General features: G+C 61.1%; 16 protein-coding genes and 1 pseudogene. 8 read left to right on the top strand and 9 right to left on the bottom strand.

Going from position 1 to position 17,184, the window contains the following annotated elements:
* Positions 1 to 216 precede the first annotated feature (216 nt).
* The gene (locus QK296_RS00420) at positions 217 to 2,163 is read left to right on the top strand and encodes an autotransporter domain-containing protein (protein ID WP_282390474.1); all 1,947 of its coding nucleotides are present in this window, start codon (positions 217 to 219) and stop codon (positions 2,161 to 2,163) included.
* Here the strand turns inward: QK296_RS00420 and QK296_RS00425 are convergent, their stop codons facing one another.
* From QK296_RS00425 to QK296_RS00440, 4 genes are all read right to left on the bottom strand, one after another.
* Complete coding sequence (locus QK296_RS00425; protein WP_034134008.1) at positions 2,164 to 3,072, bottom strand: SdiA-regulated domain-containing protein; 909 nt, start codon at positions 3,070 to 3,072, stop codon at positions 2,164 to 2,166.
* Positions 3,073 to 3,193: 121 nt separating this feature from the next.
* The gene (locus QK296_RS00430) at positions 3,194 to 4,117 is read right to left on the bottom strand and encodes an SdiA-regulated domain-containing protein (RefSeq protein WP_137204141.1); all 924 of its coding nucleotides are present in this window, start codon (positions 4,115 to 4,117) and stop codon (positions 3,194 to 3,196) included.
* 247 nt (positions 4,118 to 4,364) lie between these two features.
* Complete coding sequence (locus QK296_RS00435) at positions 4,365 to 5,030, bottom strand: fumarylacetoacetate hydrolase family protein (protein WP_034134009.1); 666 nt, start codon at positions 5,028 to 5,030, stop codon at positions 4,365 to 4,367.
* A gap of 22 nt (positions 5,031 to 5,052) precedes the next feature.
* Positions 5,053 to 6,447, bottom strand: coding sequence for an FAD-binding oxidoreductase (locus tag QK296_RS00440; protein ID WP_003195210.1), 1,395 nt, complete (start codon positions 6,445 to 6,447; stop codon positions 5,053 to 5,055).
* Positions 6,448 to 6,652: 205 nt separating this feature from the next.
* Here QK296_RS00440 and serA point away from each other — a divergent pair, with 205 nt between their 5' ends.
* Positions 6,653 to 7,882, top strand: coding sequence for a phosphoglycerate dehydrogenase (gene serA / locus QK296_RS00445; protein ID WP_003195214.1), 1,230 nt, complete (start codon positions 6,653 to 6,655; stop codon positions 7,880 to 7,882).
* 11 nt (positions 7,883 to 7,893) lie between these two features.
* Positions 7,894 to 7,980: pseudogene (locus QK296_RS00450) on the top strand (outer membrane lipoprotein carrier protein LolA); the annotation flags it as partial.
* Positions 7,981 to 8,018: 38 nt separating this feature from the next.
* Here the strand turns inward: QK296_RS00450 and QK296_RS00455 are convergent.
* Positions 8,019 to 8,459, bottom strand: a complete 441-nt coding sequence (locus QK296_RS00455) for a DUF4399 domain-containing protein (RefSeq protein WP_003195216.1) — start codon at positions 8,457 to 8,459, stop codon at positions 8,019 to 8,021.
* 134 nt (positions 8,460 to 8,593) lie between these two features.
* Between QK296_RS00455 and QK296_RS00460 the strand changes: the two genes are divergently transcribed.
* Entirely contained in the window at positions 8,594 to 9,067 is a 474-nt protein-coding gene (locus QK296_RS00460; RefSeq protein ID WP_003195218.1) for a transporter substrate-binding domain-containing protein, read from the top strand.
* A 47-nt stretch (positions 9,068 to 9,114) separates the two neighbouring features.
* Here the strand turns inward: QK296_RS00460 and QK296_RS00465 are convergent, their stop codons facing one another.
* Positions 9,115 to 9,597 (bottom strand): DUF523 domain-containing protein, encoded by a 483-nt coding sequence (locus QK296_RS00465; protein ID WP_003195220.1) that lies wholly within the window; start codon positions 9,595 to 9,597, stop codon positions 9,115 to 9,117.
* Between the two features lie 2 nt (positions 9,598 to 9,599).
* Complete coding sequence (locus QK296_RS00470) at positions 9,600 to 10,232, bottom strand: 2OG-Fe(II) oxygenase (RefSeq protein ID WP_057710221.1); 633 nt, start codon at positions 10,230 to 10,232, stop codon at positions 9,600 to 9,602.
* Positions 10,233 to 10,363: 131 nt separating this feature from the next.
* Here QK296_RS00470 and QK296_RS00475 point away from each other — a divergent pair, with 131 nt between their 5' ends.
* Positions 10,364 to 11,116 carry a DUF2059 domain-containing protein gene (locus tag QK296_RS00475; protein WP_003195224.1) on the top strand — a complete coding sequence of 251 codons (753 nt, stop codon included), beginning with the start codon at positions 10,364 to 10,366 and terminating at the stop codon, positions 11,114 to 11,116.
* 86 nt (positions 11,117 to 11,202) lie between these two features.
* Here the strand turns inward: QK296_RS00475 and QK296_RS00480 are convergent, their stop codons facing one another.
* Positions 11,203 to 12,144: an alpha/beta hydrolase gene (locus QK296_RS00480; protein ID WP_034134012.1), complete on the bottom strand. Its 942-nt coding sequence runs from the start codon at positions 12,142 to 12,144 to the stop codon at positions 11,203 to 11,205.
* A gap of 98 nt (positions 12,145 to 12,242) precedes the next feature.
* Here QK296_RS00480 and QK296_RS00485 point away from each other — a divergent pair, with 98 nt between their 5' ends.
* Together QK296_RS00485 and QK296_RS00490 are read left to right on the top strand one after the other, a co-directional pair.
* Entirely contained in the window at positions 12,243 to 12,818 is a 576-nt protein-coding gene (locus QK296_RS00485; RefSeq protein ID WP_282390475.1) for a DUF6436 domain-containing protein, read from the top strand.
* Between the two features lie 26 nt (positions 12,819 to 12,844).
* On the top strand, positions 12,845 to 15,199 hold the full coding sequence (locus QK296_RS00490) for a penicillin acylase family protein (protein ID WP_003195230.1): 2,355 nt from the start codon (positions 12,845 to 12,847) through the stop codon (positions 15,197 to 15,199).
* Positions 15,200 to 15,316: 117 nt separating this feature from the next.
* On the opposite strand, the gene QK296_RS00495 is transcribed toward QK296_RS00490, so the two are convergent.
* Positions 15,317 to 16,282 carry a GlxA family transcriptional regulator gene (locus tag QK296_RS00495; protein ID WP_003195232.1) on the bottom strand — a complete coding sequence of 322 codons (966 nt, stop codon included), beginning with the start codon at positions 16,280 to 16,282 and terminating at the stop codon, positions 15,317 to 15,319.
* A gap of 247 nt (positions 16,283 to 16,529) precedes the next feature.
* On the opposite strand from QK296_RS00495, the gene QK296_RS00500 reads away from it, so the two are divergent.
* Positions 16,530 to 17,171 carry an HD domain-containing protein gene (locus tag QK296_RS00500; RefSeq protein WP_069558179.1) on the top strand — a complete coding sequence of 214 codons (642 nt, stop codon included), beginning with the start codon at positions 16,530 to 16,532 and terminating at the stop codon, positions 17,169 to 17,171.
* Positions 17,172 to 17,184 lie beyond the last annotated feature (13 nt).

The following is a 17,184-nucleotide window of genomic DNA, read 5'->3' on the forward strand; positions in this document are numbered from 1 at the left end:
ATGTAACAAAAACGCTACTTTTCGCAGCACTCCTCGCCAAAACCGTGCGCTCTGTCACGGCATCCCCTGCCCCGCCTGGTATCCAATCCGTTACAAATTACAGCCACGCGACCCACGCGTTTAACAATGCGCCAATTTGCAGCCGCCCAGGGAATGAGGCGCGCATTGTGCAAAGGGTCTGGGCTTGAACGTCCCCCTCACCTCAAGGAAGACCTTGTGATAAAGCCTCTAGCCCTCGCCATCAGCGTTGCCGGTGCCCTGTTGCCCACCCATAGCCAGGCGTACGATTACGGCCAGCACGCCAACACCACCCTGGAAAAGCTGATCAACGATTACCCTGGCCGTTATCGCGGCACGGCCAATTTTGCCGGGGCAGCCGACTGGATGCAGAGCCAGATGGGCACGGCCTATAACATCAGCCGCCAGGATTTCACCTGGAACAACGGCAGCCGGGCTTCGCAAAACGTGGTGGCCTCTGCCGCTGGCACCAAGGCCCAGTACGTGGTGATTGGCGCGCATTTCGATACCTACTTCGGCCGCCCGACCCTACAAGGCCTGGATGACAACGGTTCCGGCGCCAGCGTGTTGACTGAGGTGGCGAAGAACCTCGGCGGCCTGTCACTGGAAAATGGCCTGCAAATCGTTGGCTTCGGCGCCGAAGAAGAAGGCCTGCGTGGCTCGCGGGCCTTTGTCGACTCACTCAGCGCCAGCCAGCGCGCCAACATGCTCGCGATGATCAACCTCGACAGCCTGATCACCGGTGACATGATGTATGCCCACGCCGGCCAGAACAGCACCGCCAACCCGGCCTTGGCCTCCTTGCGCGAGCACACCTTCCAGATCGCCAAGGAGTTGAACATCCCACTGTTCAGCAACCCCGGCCTCGACCCGCAGTACCCGAAGGGCACTGGCTGCTGCAGCGATGGTGAAGCGTTCGAACCGCTGAATATCCCGATCCTTTATATAGAGGCCACCAACTGGGAACTGGGCGACCTGGACGGCTACACCCAGACCGACAACCCGAAAATCCCCGGCGGCTCGACCTGGCACGACCCCACCGAAGACAACAAAGCCGTGCTGACCGATGCATTCGGCCAGGCGCGCATCGACCAGCGCCTGCGTGACTATTCACGCCTGCTCAGCCGCCTGGTGCTGGAACTGACCAACGCCGACCTGATGGCCTCGACCGCTTCCGGCGGTGCCGTTGCGCGCAATATGCAAGACAACCTGCAACGCCAGCATCAGGCCCTGGTACGCCTGCATGATCGCCGCTGGCTGACCCTGCAAGCGGCCAGCCGCGAGGTGGGCAGCTTTGATGGCGAGATCGGCGTGGATGGCGAATACAACCCGGACAGCGGCTTTGACACTGCCCCCAACCCCGAAGCCCGACGCCTGGGCCTGCATGCCCTCGGCGACTACCAACTGACTTCAAGCCTGAATATCGGCGCCAGCCTCAGCTACCTCAATGGGCGCGACAAACTGGAGCATCGCGGCAAGCTCGACAGCGACACCTGGCAGGCAGCCGTCTATGCACTGCTCAACGATGGTGGGCCAAGCTGGCTGGCCGGTGACCTGAGCGTGGGCCACACGCGCTTCGATTCCAAGCGCAACCTGGTCATCCAGGCCAATGGCGGGCCGATCCTGCTCAACCAGCAACTGACGGGCGACACCGATGCCCTGGCGCTGGGCGCACGGGTGCTGGGTGGCTATGACTTTGACTTTGGCGCGATCAAGAGCGGGCCGTTCGCCGGCCTGGACTACAGCCATTACCGCATCGACAAGTTCCACGAAAAGCAGAACCTGCGCACGGCCCTGGAATACGAAGAGCAGTCTTTCGACTCGCTGGAAGCCAGCCTCGGCTGGCGCGTACGCGGCGCTGTTGCCCTGCCCTATGGTCTGAACCTGATGCCCTACGGCGACATCGCCTGGGTAAAGGAATTGGCCGATGGCCGCCTGGAAGACTTGCAGCTTACCGCACGCGCCGATGGCCAGGCCCGCACCGCCAGGCTGGGCTCAGTGGATAAGAGCTATGCTCGCGCACAACTCGGCAGCCAACTGGCGATCACCCCACAGCTGGGCGTGTTCGCCGAGGTCAACGGCCGCCTCGGGCATGCCGAAGGCAGCCAGACCGGTTATTCGCTGGGCGTGCAATGGATGTTCTGATCAGGGTTTCTTGAACACGTAAAACAGGTTGGGCTCGCTGACCATGTACAGCGTGCCGTCGTCATCCATGGCGATCCCTTCGGCCTGGGGCACGCGCTTGCTCAGGCCATGGCGCCCTTTAAGCAACGACAGACTGCTTAGAGGGCGACCATCAATATCCAGCTCCAAGACCAGGAACGACTCATCCGACAGCGCCAACAGATGGCCGCTGCGCTCGTCGTATTGCAAGCTCGACAGGTCGCGCACAAACAGCCCGGCATCGCGCTTGGGGTTGTTGATCACATGCACCGAATAGGTTTTTTCCGGCTTGAAATGGGGAAACCCGTGCACCTCGTAGATCAGCATGGGGTCGCGTTCCTTGGCCACGAACAAGCGCTTGCCCACCGAATCGTAGGCCAACCCTTCAAAGCCCTTGTTGCCGCCGACGTGCACGCCCAGGGTCATTTGCTCCGCATCGGCAGCGTCGAGGAACTTGGTGTCTTCGTCCACATGCACTTTGATCAAGCGCTGCTGGCGCTCATCGCTGATGACGTAGATGTTGTCGCTGATAAATTCCACCGCTTCGGCATCGCCAAAGCCCACCAGCGGAATGCGCCGCAGGATCTTGCCCTCCAGCGACAACTCGACCAGTTCGGCGTTTTTATTGGTGACGGTAAACAGGCTTTTGCGCACGGGGTCGTAGGTCAGGGCCGAGACATCGTCGTCGAGCCCTTCGATCACCTGGCCTTCGAGGGTGACACGGTAGTCCGCCAGGCCAATGGCGCGCTCATCCGCAGGCTGGTACCACACCCGCCAGTTGAACCAGGCGCGTTCGAACAGACGGAACTGCTGTGCCACCAGCCCGGCAGCGACCAAGGCGAGCAATAGCAAGATAAAAACAGCAGGTTTAGGGCGGGCAAGTCGACGCATCGGGGCGGGCTCAGAGAAAAAACTGGCGAATAGATATCAAGGTCACCTGAATTTAAACTTAAACGCACCGGACTGTCTGGCGAATGCCGTTTATAAAGAAAAGTCTGACGTAATTCGTCAGTTATTTCTGCTTTTCAAAGCGATAGAACAGGTTTGGTTCACTGACCATGTACAGGTTGCCGCTCTCGTCCATGGTCACGCCTTCGGCACGGGGGATCGTGTCTTTCAGGCCATTGAAGCCGCCAAGCAAGGTCATGAAGCTGACTTGCTCGCCCGTTTCATCCAGTTCCAGCAGCAGGTGGGAATCGGCCGACAGCACCAGCAAATGCCCGGTACGTGGGTCGATTGATAAAGCCGAGAGGTTACGCACATCCAGTTCGGTGCTGGCCAGTTTTTGCTTGTCGCCGGTCAGCGTATTGCCATCGCTTTTCCAGGTGAACAAGGCCGGCGGGCGCTCTTCGCCCAGCACCAGTTGCTGGTTACGCTTGTCCCAGGTGACGGCTTCAAAGGCTTTGTTCTGGTCTTTGGACGGGCCCAGGTCATGACTGGGGAAATCGGCCTTGTTCAGCGCGGTGGTGCTGGCGTCCACCTTGACCACGGTGAGGCTGTGATCGCGCTCATCGACCACCGCCATCAAGCCGTTTTCCATCACCGCCACACCTTCCGGATTGTTCCAGCCGTTGAGGGGCATTTTGCGCAACACATCGCCTTGCAGGCTCAGCTCAACCAGAAAGGGGTTCTTGCCCATCACCGAAAACAGGGTTTTGGTCTGCGGGTTATAGGACAGGTCTGATGCCTCATCCTTCTCCATACCGGGCAGCAACTTGGCGTCGATCACCACGTGATAGTCCGGCAGCCACACACTTTCGCGGCGTTCGGCCGAACTCTCGAAACGTTCCAGCACCCACAGCAGGCCGCGATCGTCCCAGTGCATGGCCCAGGCGATGCCATACAAAATGGCACCGGCCAAGAACACCCAGGAATACCAGCGCATGGACAAGCGAGAGCGGAGCGAGGTTTTCGAAGTGGGCAGAGGCACGACCATTGAGCGCTTTTCCGGAAAGTGAGCTGTAGGGGATAGCACAGGATTCAAGGACCCGCGCGCAAGAGCAGGGAATTATCCGGATGGCGTGTGAAAAAAATGCAAAACGCCGGATCTTGCAGATGTACACAAACAACTGTGGGAGCGGGCTTGCCCGCGATGGCGGTGTGACAGTCACTGAACAGTTGACTGAACGCCCTCAATCGCGGGCAAGCCCGCTCCCACAGTTTGATCGCAGTGTGCCGGCTACTTAGCGCACAACGCTTTCGAAACGGTTCACACCTGCCAGTTCCAACACCACTTCATCCCCCACATTCAACGGGCCAACACCCGCCGGGGTGCCGGTCAGGATCACGTCGCCCGCTTGCAGGGAGAAGCAACCTGCCATGTACTGAATCATCGGCACAATCGGGTTGAGCATCTGAGCGCTGTTGCCGTCCTGGCGCACTTCGCCGTTGATGCTCAGGCGAATGCCGATATCGGCCATGTCCGCAAAGGTACTGCTGACCACGAAGGGCGCAATCACCGCCGCGCCATCGAACGACTTGGCGATTTCCCACGGCAGGCCCTTGGCTTTGAGCTCGGCCTGTTTGTCGCGCAGGGTCAGGTCCAGGGCCGGGGCGAAGCCGGAGATGGCGTCCAGCACTTCTTCCCGGCTCGGCTTGGCGGACAAAGGCTTGCCGATCAACACGGCGATTTCCGCTTCGTAGTGCACCGAACCACGTTCGGTCGGTATGGCAAAACCGCCTTCCAACGGCACCACGCAGCTGCCCGGTTTGATGAACAGCAGCGGCTCGGTGGGCACCGGGTTGTCCAGTTCCTTGGCGTGTTCGGCGTAGTTACGCCCGATGCACACCACTTTACCCACCGGGAAGTGGATGTTGGTGCCGTCGACATACTTGTGCTGGTAGCTCATGGAACGACTCCTTCAGGTGCGATTAAACAGCGAAGATCTTGCCGGGGTTCATGATCCCGTTAGGGTCAAACACCGCTTTAACGGCCTTCATGTATTCGATTTCAACCGGTGAACGGCTGTAGGTCAGGTAATCGCGCTTGGTCATGCCCACCCCGTGCTCGGCGGAGATCGAGCCGTTGTACTTGGCGACGGTCTCGAACACCCACTTATTCACGGTGGCGCACTTGGCGAAGAACTCATCCTTGCTCAGGTTTTCCGGCTTGAGGATGTTCAGGTGCAAGTTGCCGTCACCGATATGGCCAAACCAGACGATTTCGAAGTCCGGGTAGTGTTCACCGACGATCGCGTCAATTTCGCTCAGGAACGCCGGCACTTTCGAGACAGTCACCGAGATGTCGTTCTTGTACGGCGTCCAGTGGGAAATGGTTTCGGAGATGTACTCGCGCAGTTTCCACAGGTTGTGCAGCTGGGTTTCGCTCTGGCTCATCACGCCATCCAGCACCCAGCCTTGCTCCACGCAATGCTCGAAGGTTTCCAGGGCGTGGTTGGCGACTTCTTCGGTGGTGGCTTCGAATTCCAGCAGAGCGTAGAACGGGCACTCGGTTTCGAACGGCGCCGGCACATCGCCACGGCCAAGGACTTTGGCCAGGGCCTTGTCGGAGAAGAATTCGAAGGCGGTCAGGTCCAGCTTGCTCTGGAAGGCATGCAGCACCGGCATGATCGAGTCGAAATCAGTCGTACCGAGCACCATCGCCGTGAGGTTCTTCGGCGCACGGTCCAGGCGCATGGTGGCTTCGACCACAAAGCCCAGGGTGCCCTCGGCACCGATAAACAGCTGGCGCATGTCGTAGCCGGTGGCGTTCTTGATCAGGTCGCGGTTCAGCTCCAGCACATCGCCTTTGCCAGTGACGACCTTCATGCCGGCCACCCAGTTGCGGGTCATACCATAGCGAATTACTTTGATCCCGCCGGCATTGGTGCCGATATTGCCGCCAATCTGGCTGGAACCGGACGAGGCGAAGTCCACCGGGTAATACAGGCCGTTTTCTTCAGCGACGTTCTGCAACTGCTTGGTGACCACACCCGGCTGGCACACGGCGGTGCGGTCGGTGAGGTTCACGTCGAGGATCTGGTTCATATAGTCGAACGACACCACCACTTCGCCATTGGCGGCCACGGCAGCCGCCGACAGCCCGGTGCGCCCACCCGATGGCACCAGCGCCACCTTGTGTTCATTGGCCCAGCGTACGATGGCCTGCACCTGCTCGGTGGTCTTGGGGAACACGATGGCGGTGGGTGCGGGGGCGAAGTGCTTGGTCCAATCCTTGCCGTAAGCCTCCAGGGAGTCGGCGTCGGTCAGCACTTTGCCGGGCTCAACCAGGGTCTTTAGCTCATCAATCAGGGCAGGATGGGTCATCGACAGAACTCTCGAACAATTCATGGTCATCCTGAGAACGCTTCACGTCGCAGGAATAGGTGTTTAGCGGGGTGCGTATGCTAGCATACCGCCCCCGCAGGACAGACCCAAAGGGCGTTTCTGCGGTGACGGCTTTCCTGCCGTCCGGGTCAGCTTGCGCTGCTCGACTCCCTGCCAATTTTCTCCGGGATACAGGTTTACGCAGATGAGCAAGACTTCTCTCGATAAGAGCAAGATCAAGTTCCTTCTTCTGGAAGGCGTCCACCCATCGGCTGTCGACGTTCTGAAAGCCGCCGGGTACACCAGCATTGAGTACATCACCAGTTCTCTGCCGGAAGCCCAGCTCAAGGAAAAGATCGCCGACGCGCACTTTATCGGCATTCGCTCCCGCACTCAGCTGACCGAAGAGATCTTCGACCACGCCAAGAAACTCGTGGCTGTCGGCTGTTTCTGCATCGGCACCAACCAGGTCGACCTCAATGCAGCGCGCGAGCGCGGCATCGCGGTGTTCAACGCACCGTACTCCAACACCCGTTCCGTTGCGGAGCTGGTGCTGGCCGAGGCCATCCTGCTGCTGCGCGGTATCCCTGAGAAGAACGCTTCCTGCCACCGTGGCGGCTGGATCAAGAGCGCGGCCAACTCCTTCGAAATCCGCGGCAAGAAGCTGGGTATCGTTGGCTACGGCTCGATCGGCACGCAACTGTCGGTATTGGCTGAAGGCCTGGGCATGCAGGTGTTCTTCTACGACACCCTGACCAAGCTGCCATTGGGCAACGCCACCCAAGTGGCCAGCCTGACCGAGCTGCTGGGCATGTCCGACATCGTCACCCTGCACGTGCCGGAAACGGCCGAGACTCAGTGGATGATCGGCGAGAAGGAAATCCGCGCGATCAAGAAAGGCGGGATCCTGATCAACGCCGCTCGCGGTACCGTGGTCGAGCTGGACGCCCTGGCTGACGCGATCAAGGACAAGCACCTGATCGGCGCTGCCATCGACGTGTTCCCGGTGGAGCCACGCTCCAACGACGACATCTTCGAAAGCCCGCTGCGTGGCCTGGACAACGTGATCCTGACCCCGCACATCGGCGGCTCCACCGCTGAAGCCCAAGCCAACATCGGCCTGGAAGTCTCGGAAAAGCTGGTCAAGTACAGCGACAACGGTACTTCGGTATCGTCGGTCAACTTCCCGGAAGTGGCCCTGCCGGCTCACCCGGGCAAGCACCGCCTGCTGCACATCCACCAGAACATCCCTGGCGTGATGATGGAGATCAACAAGGTCTTCGCGGAAAATGGCATCAACATCTCCGGTCAGTTCCTGCAGACCAACGAGAAGGTCGGCTACGTGGTGATCGACGTCGACGCCGAGTACTCGGACCTGGCGCAAGAGAAGCTGCAGCACATCAACGGCACTATTCGTAGCCGCGTGTTGTTCTAGTAGGAGCGAGCTTGCTCGCGAAGAACGTCAACGATGACGCGTTTAGCCTGATTAAACGCGGCGCCCTCAGGTTCTTCGCGAGCAAGCTCGCTCCTACCAATAAAAAACGGGAGCCCCGCAAAGGGCTCCCGTTTTTTTATTTGACGTTAACAGTGATCACTTTCGATGCAACAGTGGGTTCGAACTGGCGATGCACGTTGTCGCCGGCCACCAGTTGCAGGGTGTGCTTGCCTGGCGTCAGGGTCAGCTCGGTTTCGGTTTGCGCCTTGCCGAAGTGAATCGAGGTAGGCGTGGCCGGGATCGCCTCGTTAGCGTTGAGCGCCCCCACTTCCTGGTCTACCAGCAGGTGGTGGTGACCGGCGTTAGGCACTTGCTTGTCGATCGGCTCCAGGTCCAGCTTCTTGACGCCGAATTTGACGGTGAAGGTTTTATCAACGGTGGCGCCATCTTTCGGCGAGACGATAAACACTTCCGCGCCTTCAGGTGCAGGTGTACGCGGAAGGTCTGCGGCGCTGGCCAACATCGAGGTACCCAGCAAAAGGCTGGCAATCGTTGCACGGGACAAAAGGGCTTTCATTCGCTTCTCCAGTTTTTCTGTGAAATCTGTAGGGTTATGACAACTTCGCGATAAATTGCGGTCCAAGGCACCCGACACCATAGCAAAACGATGCTCAACGGCGCCTCGCCTGTACGAATTCTTTAGGAGTGACCATGCGCTTTTCGCCTGGCCTGTTGCTGCTGCTTGCTCTTCTGAGCCCCTTGGCTCATGCCGAACTGATTGACGACGTCAACGATCGCGGTGAACTGCGCATCGCCCTGGAAGCCAACACCCCGCCGTACAATTTCAAAGAGGGCGACAAACTCGCAGGCTTTGAAGTGGAGCTGGGTGAACTGCTGGCCAAGGAAATGGAGGTGCGCTCCTCGTTTATCACCACCGATAACGCTGACCTGCTTTCCGGCGTGGAAACCGGCAAGTACGACGTGGCCATTAACCATATCGCTATGACTGCCGAGCTTGAGGATCGTTTCGATTTCAGTGAGGCTTATCACCAGAAGCCGCAATTGGCGATCCCGTTCCAGAAGGGCAACCCGGCGTTCAAAAGCAGTTTGAATGGGGCGTTGAAGCGGGTGACGGACGATGGCCGGTTGAAGGCGCTGACAAAGAAGTGGTTTGAGGTGCAGTAAATGTGGGAGCTGGCTTGCCTGCTCCCACATTTGATTTATGCAAGTTTCTAAAGCCGGGTGAGGGCCACCGCCGCCTCTGGCAACTGCAGCTCACTGAACACCTGCACACCATGGCGCTTGAGCAGCGCCGCCGTGACGCCTTCGCCACTGACCTTCACCCCACTGAAGGTGCCGTCATAGGTCAACAGGTTGCCGCAGGATGGGCTGTTGGCCTTGAGAATGGCGATGCGGATGTGATGGCGTTGCACCAGCGCCAAGGCCTGGCGGGCACCGTCGAGAAAGGCGCTGGTGAAGTCTTCGCCCTCGGCCGTCAGCACCTGGGCGCGGCCTTCCCACACGTCGATGCCCTGCCCGCCTGGGATTTCGGCCGATGACCGCGGTGTGGGCAAGCCGCCCGCCACTTCCGGGCAGATGGCAACCACGCGACCTTCAGCTTGCCACGCTGCCAGTTGGTCGAACGGGCCGCTGGCCCCGCCGTCATAACGCACTTTGTGCCCGAGCAGGCAGCGGCTGACCAGAATCTTTTCCATGTTTAAAACGGCTCGTTGCCCCGCCGGCGAAACCAGCCCGTCAAGGACAGGCGTTCACGCGTAGCGGGCAGGACTTCGTGGGGCACCTCGCCCGACAGGAATACCACCAGGCAACCCCCGGCAGGCACCACGTCGTATTCGACACCGCCCTTGAGGTACATGCGCAGTTGGCCGCCATGCTCGGGCAGCCAGGCGTCGTTCAAGTAAATCACCGCCGAGACCATGCGCCGGTCGTCGTCGCGAAAACGGTCTACATGCTTGAGGTAAAACGCCCCCGGCGGGTACATCGCAAAGTGGCTTTCGAAATCTTCCAGGCCCAGGAACAGGCTGCGATTCATCGCCAGGCGCAGGCCGTCCATCACGCCCATATAGGTGTCGCAGATAGGCGCGTCACCCTCCTCCAGCCACTGGATATGGTCACCGCGAATGCCTTCGCGAATCTCCTGGGCCGGCCCACGCCCTACCGCTGCGGGCGCCAATTCACCCTGCGCCGCACGTTTACGGCACTCAGCCGCCAGCTCCAGGGTCAGAGCCTGGGGCAGGAAGCCATTTTGCTGCGACCAGCCTTTTTCGGCCAGGTCGTCGACGATGCGTTGCAGCAGCGGGTGATCGAGGGGTATTTGCATGGCGCGCATAGTATCCATACGCCTGAAAATCCGACAGCGCCGTTGAGCGTCCGAATACACTTTAGTCAGGTGACTGATAGGACTTCTCGACAAATCCTACGCCCGACACGGACAATAGTGGCCGACTGACAGGAGTCCTTATGCGTCGTTTGTTTTTTTCTGTGTTGATGTTCTGCGTTTTGCCCGCCTGGGCAGACGGCCATGACCAGTTGTATAAGGTCGCCGGCTGGGCCGAACAACGTGCGCACTTCAATGACGCCCTCAGTGCCGCCCAGCAGCGCTACCGCAATAGCCTGCCGCCAGTGGTGTACCAGGCGCTGGTGGACAACAGCAATAAACGCTTTGCCGCCCAGGCCATGGACCAGCGTGCCGAGGCGCAACTGCGCAAGCACTTGCCCGACCCGAAACCTGCCCTGGCGTTTTTCCAATCGCCCCTGGGCCGCAAGATTGTCGCCGCCGAGTTGCTGGCCACGCGCCGCGACCAATTGGCGAAAAACGCCCAGGGCCTGCCCAAACTCGAAGCCGATGCCACCCGCAGCCTGATCATCGGCCACCTGGCCCAGGCCCTGCCTGCCCGCGAGGCCGGTGCCGAGGTCAGCCTGGCGATTGCGGGCGTGGCGGCCGACAGCTTGAGCCAGATGATCCCCGGCTTGCTAGGCGGTGGCCAGGCACAAGGCATGTTGAATGGCCAGCGCGAGCGGCTGATGCAGCAGATCGACAAGGATTTGAACAATACCTTGCTGTATGTCTATCGGGATTTGTCCGACCCGGAGCTGGAAGAGTTCGCCACCTTTGCCGAGTCGCCGGAGGGCAAGGCGTATTACCAGGCTGCCCTTGCCGCCATTCGCGCAGGGCTTGCCGTTGGCCAGAGCACCTCAAGCCTGACGCAGTAAACCCTGTGGGAGCTGGCTTGCCTGCGATTGCGATCTGTCAGTTACACCGCTATCGCAGGCAAGCCAGCTCCCACATTTGGATTGCGTTATTTCAGGTGGCTTGTGAGAAAACTGAAGTACTCATAGCGAATCTGCGGAATTTCATTGGCCAAGTGATGCCGACCCTGCTTGAGCATCAACACCTCAGGCTGATCGAACTTACCCCGCAACACCTGCAGATTGTGCTGCCAGTCCACCGTCATATCTTCCTCACCCTGCACGATCACCGGGCGCCGGGGGCTGCGGGGTGCGGCTTCGATGCGTTTGATCCAGCGCGCCAGCGACCCCACCCAGGCGGTAGGCAGTTGGCGAGGCTGTAGCGGGTCGGCTTCCAGGAACGGCTTGAACGCCGGGTCGTTGGAGTTATCGCTGAAACGCCGGGCGATGCCTTTGACGAAGGGGCGCAGCAGGTAATAGCTGACCTGCGACCAACCCCAGGCACGCGGCCGCACCAACGGCGACAGCAGGAAGGTCTTGCCCTGGGCCGGGCTTTGGGCGCCGTGGTTGAGCAGGTGGTCCACCACGATGGCGCCGCCGGTGCTTTGCCCGAACAGGTGCCAGGGTTGCGGCAATTGCAAAGCCTTGGCCTCGACGAACAACGCCTGCACCACGCTCTGGTACACCGCAAAGTCATCGATGCTGGCGCGCACGCCGCTGGACAAGCCATGGCCCGGCAGGTCGCAGGCGATCACCACGAAGCCCTGGTCCAGCGCCCAATCCACCACATGGCGATACAGCCCCATGTGATCGTAGAAACCGTGAAACAGGAACATCGTCGCCACCGGCGCCGGCGGCCACCAGACCTGGGCCACCACCTCAAACCCATCCACCTCAAAACGCCCCAGGCGGCTCACCGCCGGCACCTGGCGTGCGGCCAGGTCGAGCCCGTAGAAACGCTGGTAAACCCTCGCCTCGGCTGACAGCGGCTGCGCATCCACCAGGGGGCGCAAGCTTTCGCGCAGATGATCAGGGTCAAAGGTGACGGGCATAAAGGCTTCCAGACTTGCGGTGAAGATGAATATCGAGCTGCGATATTCATCTGTCAGGACAAGCATGGCAAGCTACGCGACCTGCGAGGATACATCCAATGCGACCGCCCTACCGTAATGCCCTGTTCGCCAGCCTGATCCTGGTTATCTGCGCGGGGGTGCTGTGGGCTGCGTATGACTGGTTCCAGGGCCGCTACCTGCGCGCCTTCAGCGAACACACGGCGGTATTTTCCGGCGATGCGCTGCAACTGCCTGCCGCCCTCAGCGGCCCTGGCCCGATTCGTCTGGTGCACTTCTGGGACCCGGCCTGCCCGTGCAATGTCGGTAACCAGCAACACCTGGGCGAGTTGATCGAGCAGTACGCGCCCCAGGGCGTGGAGTTCTATGCCCTGCAAAAACCCGGCAGCCACGGCCAGTTGCCCGAGAACCTGCGCCACCTGAAAGTCCTTGATACCCTGCCCGGCGCCGACCAGATACCCGCCAGCCCGGCCGTGGGCATTTGGGACCGCACCGGCAAGCTGGCGTATTTCGGCCCCTATAGCGAAGGCCTGACCTGCAACGCCAGCAACAGTTTTATCGAGCCAATTCTCAAGGCCCTTGGAACCGGACGCGACGTGAATGCCACTCACACCCTCGCGGTAGGCTGCTATTGTTCGTGGCCTAAGGATCTGTAGCCCGTCCACTTTGGTAAGGAATGTTCATGAAGCGCGTCTTGCAGGTTTTTGCGGTGCTGATTGTGCTGGTCGCCCTGGGCGCCGGTTGGTACGTCTACAGCAAACAACCTACGCGCCAGGGCACGGTGACGCTGGCGCACCTGCAAGGCTCGGTCACGGTGCGTTACGACGACCGTGGCGTACCGCATATCCGCGCCGAGAACGAAGCCGACCTGTACCGCGCCCTGGGCTATGTGCACGCCCAGGACCGCCTGTTCCAGATGGAGATCATGCGGCGCCTGGCCCGTGGCGAACTGGCCGAGGTGCTGGGGCCCAAGCTGCTGGACACCGATAAGCTCTTTCGCAGCCTGCGCATCCGCGAGCGTGCCTTAAGCTATGTGGAGCATATGGACCCTGGCTCAGCCTCGTCCAAGGCCCTGCAAGCCTACCTGGACGGGATCAATCAGTATCAGGACAGCCACGCCAGCCCCATGGAGTTCGATGTGCTGGGCATCGCCAAGCGCCCGTTTACCGCCGAAGACAGCATCAGCGTCGCCGGGTACATGGCCTACAGCTTTGCCGCGGCCTTTCGCACCGAGCCGGTGCTGACCTATGTGCGTGACCGGCTGGGCAGCGACTACTTGAAGGTCTTCGATCTCGACTGGCAACCCAAGGGCGCACTCAACCTGGCGGCCAGCGATTGGCAGACCCTTGGCGCCATCGCCGCCCTGAGCGAACAGGCCCTGGCCGACAACGGCCTGCCGCAGTTCGAAGGCAGCAATGCCTGGGCCGTCAGCGGCAGCCATACCCAAAGTGGCAAGCCGTTGCTGGCGGGTGACCCTCATATCCGTTTTTCGGTGCCTTCGGTCTGGTACGAGGCGCAACTGTCGGCGCCAGGCTTCGAGCTATACGGCTACCACAACGCGCTGGTACCGGTGGCGTTCCTGGGGCACAACCTGGACTTCGGCTGGAGCCTGACCATGTTCCAGAACGACGACCTCGACCTGGTCGCCGAGAAGGTCAACCCAAACAACCCCAACCAGGTCTGGTATCACGACCAATGGGTGGACATGAGCAGCAGCGAGCAGCAGATCCAGGTCAAGGGCCAGGCGCCGGTGACCCTCACCCTGCGCCGCTCGCCCCACGGCCCGATCATCAACGATGTGCTCGGTGAGAACGCCGGCAGCACACCGATTGCCATGTGGTGGGCGTTCCTCGACAGCGAAAACCCGATCCTCGATGGTTTCTATCAGCTCAACCGTGCCGATACCCTGGCCAAGGCGCGTGCCGCGGCCGCGAAGGTCTCGGCGCCGGGCCTGAACATCGTGTGGGCGAACGCCAAGGGCGATATCGGCTGGTGGGCGGCGGCGCAGTTGCCGATCCGCCCGGCCGGCGTCAACCCGGCGTTCATCCTCGACGGCAGTACCGCCCAGGCCGACAAGCTGGGTTTCTACCCCTTCAGTGCCAACCCCCAGGAAGAAAACCCGCCGCGCGGCTATGTGGTGTCCGCCAATGCCCAGCCAGCATCGCCCACCGGCATGCCGATCCCCGGCTATTACAACCTGGCGGATCGTGGCCAGCAGTTGAACGTGCAGTTGAGCGACAAAAGCGTGAAGTGGGATGTGACCAACAGCCAGGCCCTGCAACTGGGCACCACCACCGCCTACGGCACGCGCCTGCTGGCGCCGCTGTTGCCGGTGCTGCGCGAGGTGGTCAAGGACCCGGCGCAACTCAAATTGGTGGAACAGCTTGCCAACTGGAAGGGTGACTACCCGCTGGACTCCACCAGCGCCACGCTGTTCAACCAGTTGCTGTTCAACCTCAGCGACGCGACCTTTCACCCCAAACTCGGCGATGCCTTGTTCAAGACCTTGCTCGGCACCCGCGTGATCGACGCCGCATTGCCCCGCCTGGCCGCATCGGCAGACTCGCCCTGGTGGAACGGCAACCGCGCCGATACCGTCAAGCTCGCCTGGGACAACAGCCTGGCCCACCTCAAGGCGACGTTCGGCGATGACCCGGCGCAATGGCAGTGGGGCAAGGCGCACACCCTGACCCACGGCCACCCGCTGGGCCTGCAAAAGCCGCTGGATAAAATTTTCAACGTCGGCCCGTTCCCGGCGCCGGGCAGCCATGAGGTTCCGAACAACCAGACCGCGCTGATTGGCCCGGCACCGTGGCCGGTGACCTACGGCCCGTCGACACGGCGCCTGATCGACTTCGCCGACCCGACCCACGCCCTCACCATCAACCCGGTGGGGCAAAGCGGTGTGCCGTTTGATACGCACTATGGCGACCAGGCGCAGAGCTATATCGAGGGAAGGTACGAGCAGGCGCACTTCAGTGATGAGGAAGTGACGGCCAATACCCGCGGCACCTTGAAACTGCTGCCCGCCCGATGATCGTTCCCACGCTCCGCGTGGGAATGCAGCCGTAGACGCTCCGCGTCCGCCCTTAAAAGCGGGGACGCAGAGCGTCCCAAGAGGCGTTACCACGCAGAGCGTGGGAACGATCATCGCTCAAACCGGCGCCGCAAAGTTAAGCCTGAACTGTTGCGGCGTGACGCCCAGCCGGCGGTTGAACACACTGCGCATGTGCTGGGCGTCGCGAAAGCCACATTGATAGGCCACGGTTTTAAGCGGTGCATGGCTGCTTTCAAGCATCACCCGCGCCGCATCCACACGCGCCCTCTCGACAAACTCCGCCGGCGTAATCCGCGCTTCACGGGCAAACACCCGGGAGAAATTACGTGCACTCATATTGGCCGCCTTGGCCAGGTCGGCAATGGTCAGGTCTCCCGTCAGGTTGGCCAACACGTACAGCTGCACCAGCGCCACCGCCGAGGTGGTTTCGGCATGGGGGGTTAGGAACGGGCTGAACTGCGATTGCCCGCCCGAGCGCTGGGTGAACACCACCAGGCGCTTGGCCACGCTCAGGGCGACTTCCGGGCCGTGATCCTGGGCCAGCAGATACAACGACAGGTCGATACCTGCCGTGACCCCGGCGGAGGTGTAGAGCTTGCCATCCTGCACATAGAGACGGTCGGCTTCGACCTGGGCAGAGGGGCACAGGCGCGCCAGGCTGGCGGCGTCGTTCCAGTGGGTAGTGACGGTCTTACCGTCCAGCAGGCCCGCACGGGCCAGCATAAAGGCGCCGTTGCAGATCGAGCCGAAGCGCTGTGCCTTAGCGGCGGCAGTGCGCAGCCAGGCGTCAAACTCGGGGCCGAAATCGTCGAAGGGTAACTGCGGGCCACCGGCGACCAGCAGCAGGTCGTAGGGTTGCCGAGCTTCGCTGTAGTGCTTGTGCGCCTGCAATGACAAACCGTTGGAGGCCGCCATGGCGCCGTGGCCGAAGCCGAGCACTTCCAGCCGATAGTGAGCCTCGGGCGCCAGGAAGCGGTTGGCCTCGCAGAACACATCCATCGGCCCGGTCACGTCCAGCGACTGAACACCAGGAAAGATCAGGATGGCGACGGTTTTGCCCATACTCACAAACACCTTTTTCCACTGAATAAACACCAATCCCTTGTGGGAGCTGGCTTGCCTGCGATGCAGACGCCTCGGTACCTCAGGTACACCGAGGTGATGCTATCGCAGGCAATCCAGCTCCCACAGGGGATCGCTTACAGGCTTGGCACGATGTGGTGGCACATTGGCCGGGATCGCCTCCCTGTGGCGATAGCCGCTCCTGGGTCATGGGACCAGACTGGAATCTTTCCAGAGGAGATCCACCATGAGCACCACCATAGCCGGTATCCAGATTCCTGACAGCGCCTTGGCCCGGGCCACCACCGAATACATCCGCGACGTCGAGTCCGACCTGCTCTACCACCATTCGCGTCGGGTCTTCCTGTTCGGCGCCTTGAGCGGTGAGCGCAAGCAGTTGGCCTACAACCCGGAGTTGCTCTACGTCGGCGCGATGTTCCATGACCTGGGCCTGGTGGAAGGCCACCGCAGTGACGACGAGCGTTTCGAAGTGGACGGCGCCAACGCCGCCGCCGCGTTCCTCAAGCCTTATGGGTTGAGCGATGACGATATTGAACAAGTGTGGTTGTCCATCGCCCTGCACACCACGCCGGGCGTGCCGAAACACCTGCGCCCCACGGTGGCGTTGGTGACCGCTGGTGTGGAGATGGACGTGCTGGGCATGGACTACGCCGCCTTCAGCAGCGTGCAGCGCGAAGCGGTGGTGCATGCGCATCCACGGGGTGAAGGGTTCAAGGAGTGCATCATCTGCGCGTTCGCCGACGGCTTGCGCCATCGCCCGCAGACCACGTTTGGCAACGTGAAGACCGATGTGCTGGTGGACCAGGAGCCTGGGTTCAAGCCGATGAATTTTGTGCAGGTGATCCGCACATCGCCGTGGGCTGACTGAAACCCGATTTTAT

The sequence above is a fragment of the Pseudomonas sp. AL10 genome (genome assembly GCF_029960685.1).
Lineage (GTDB): Bacteria > Pseudomonadota > Gammaproteobacteria > Pseudomonadales > Pseudomonadaceae > Aquipseudomonas > Aquipseudomonas lactis.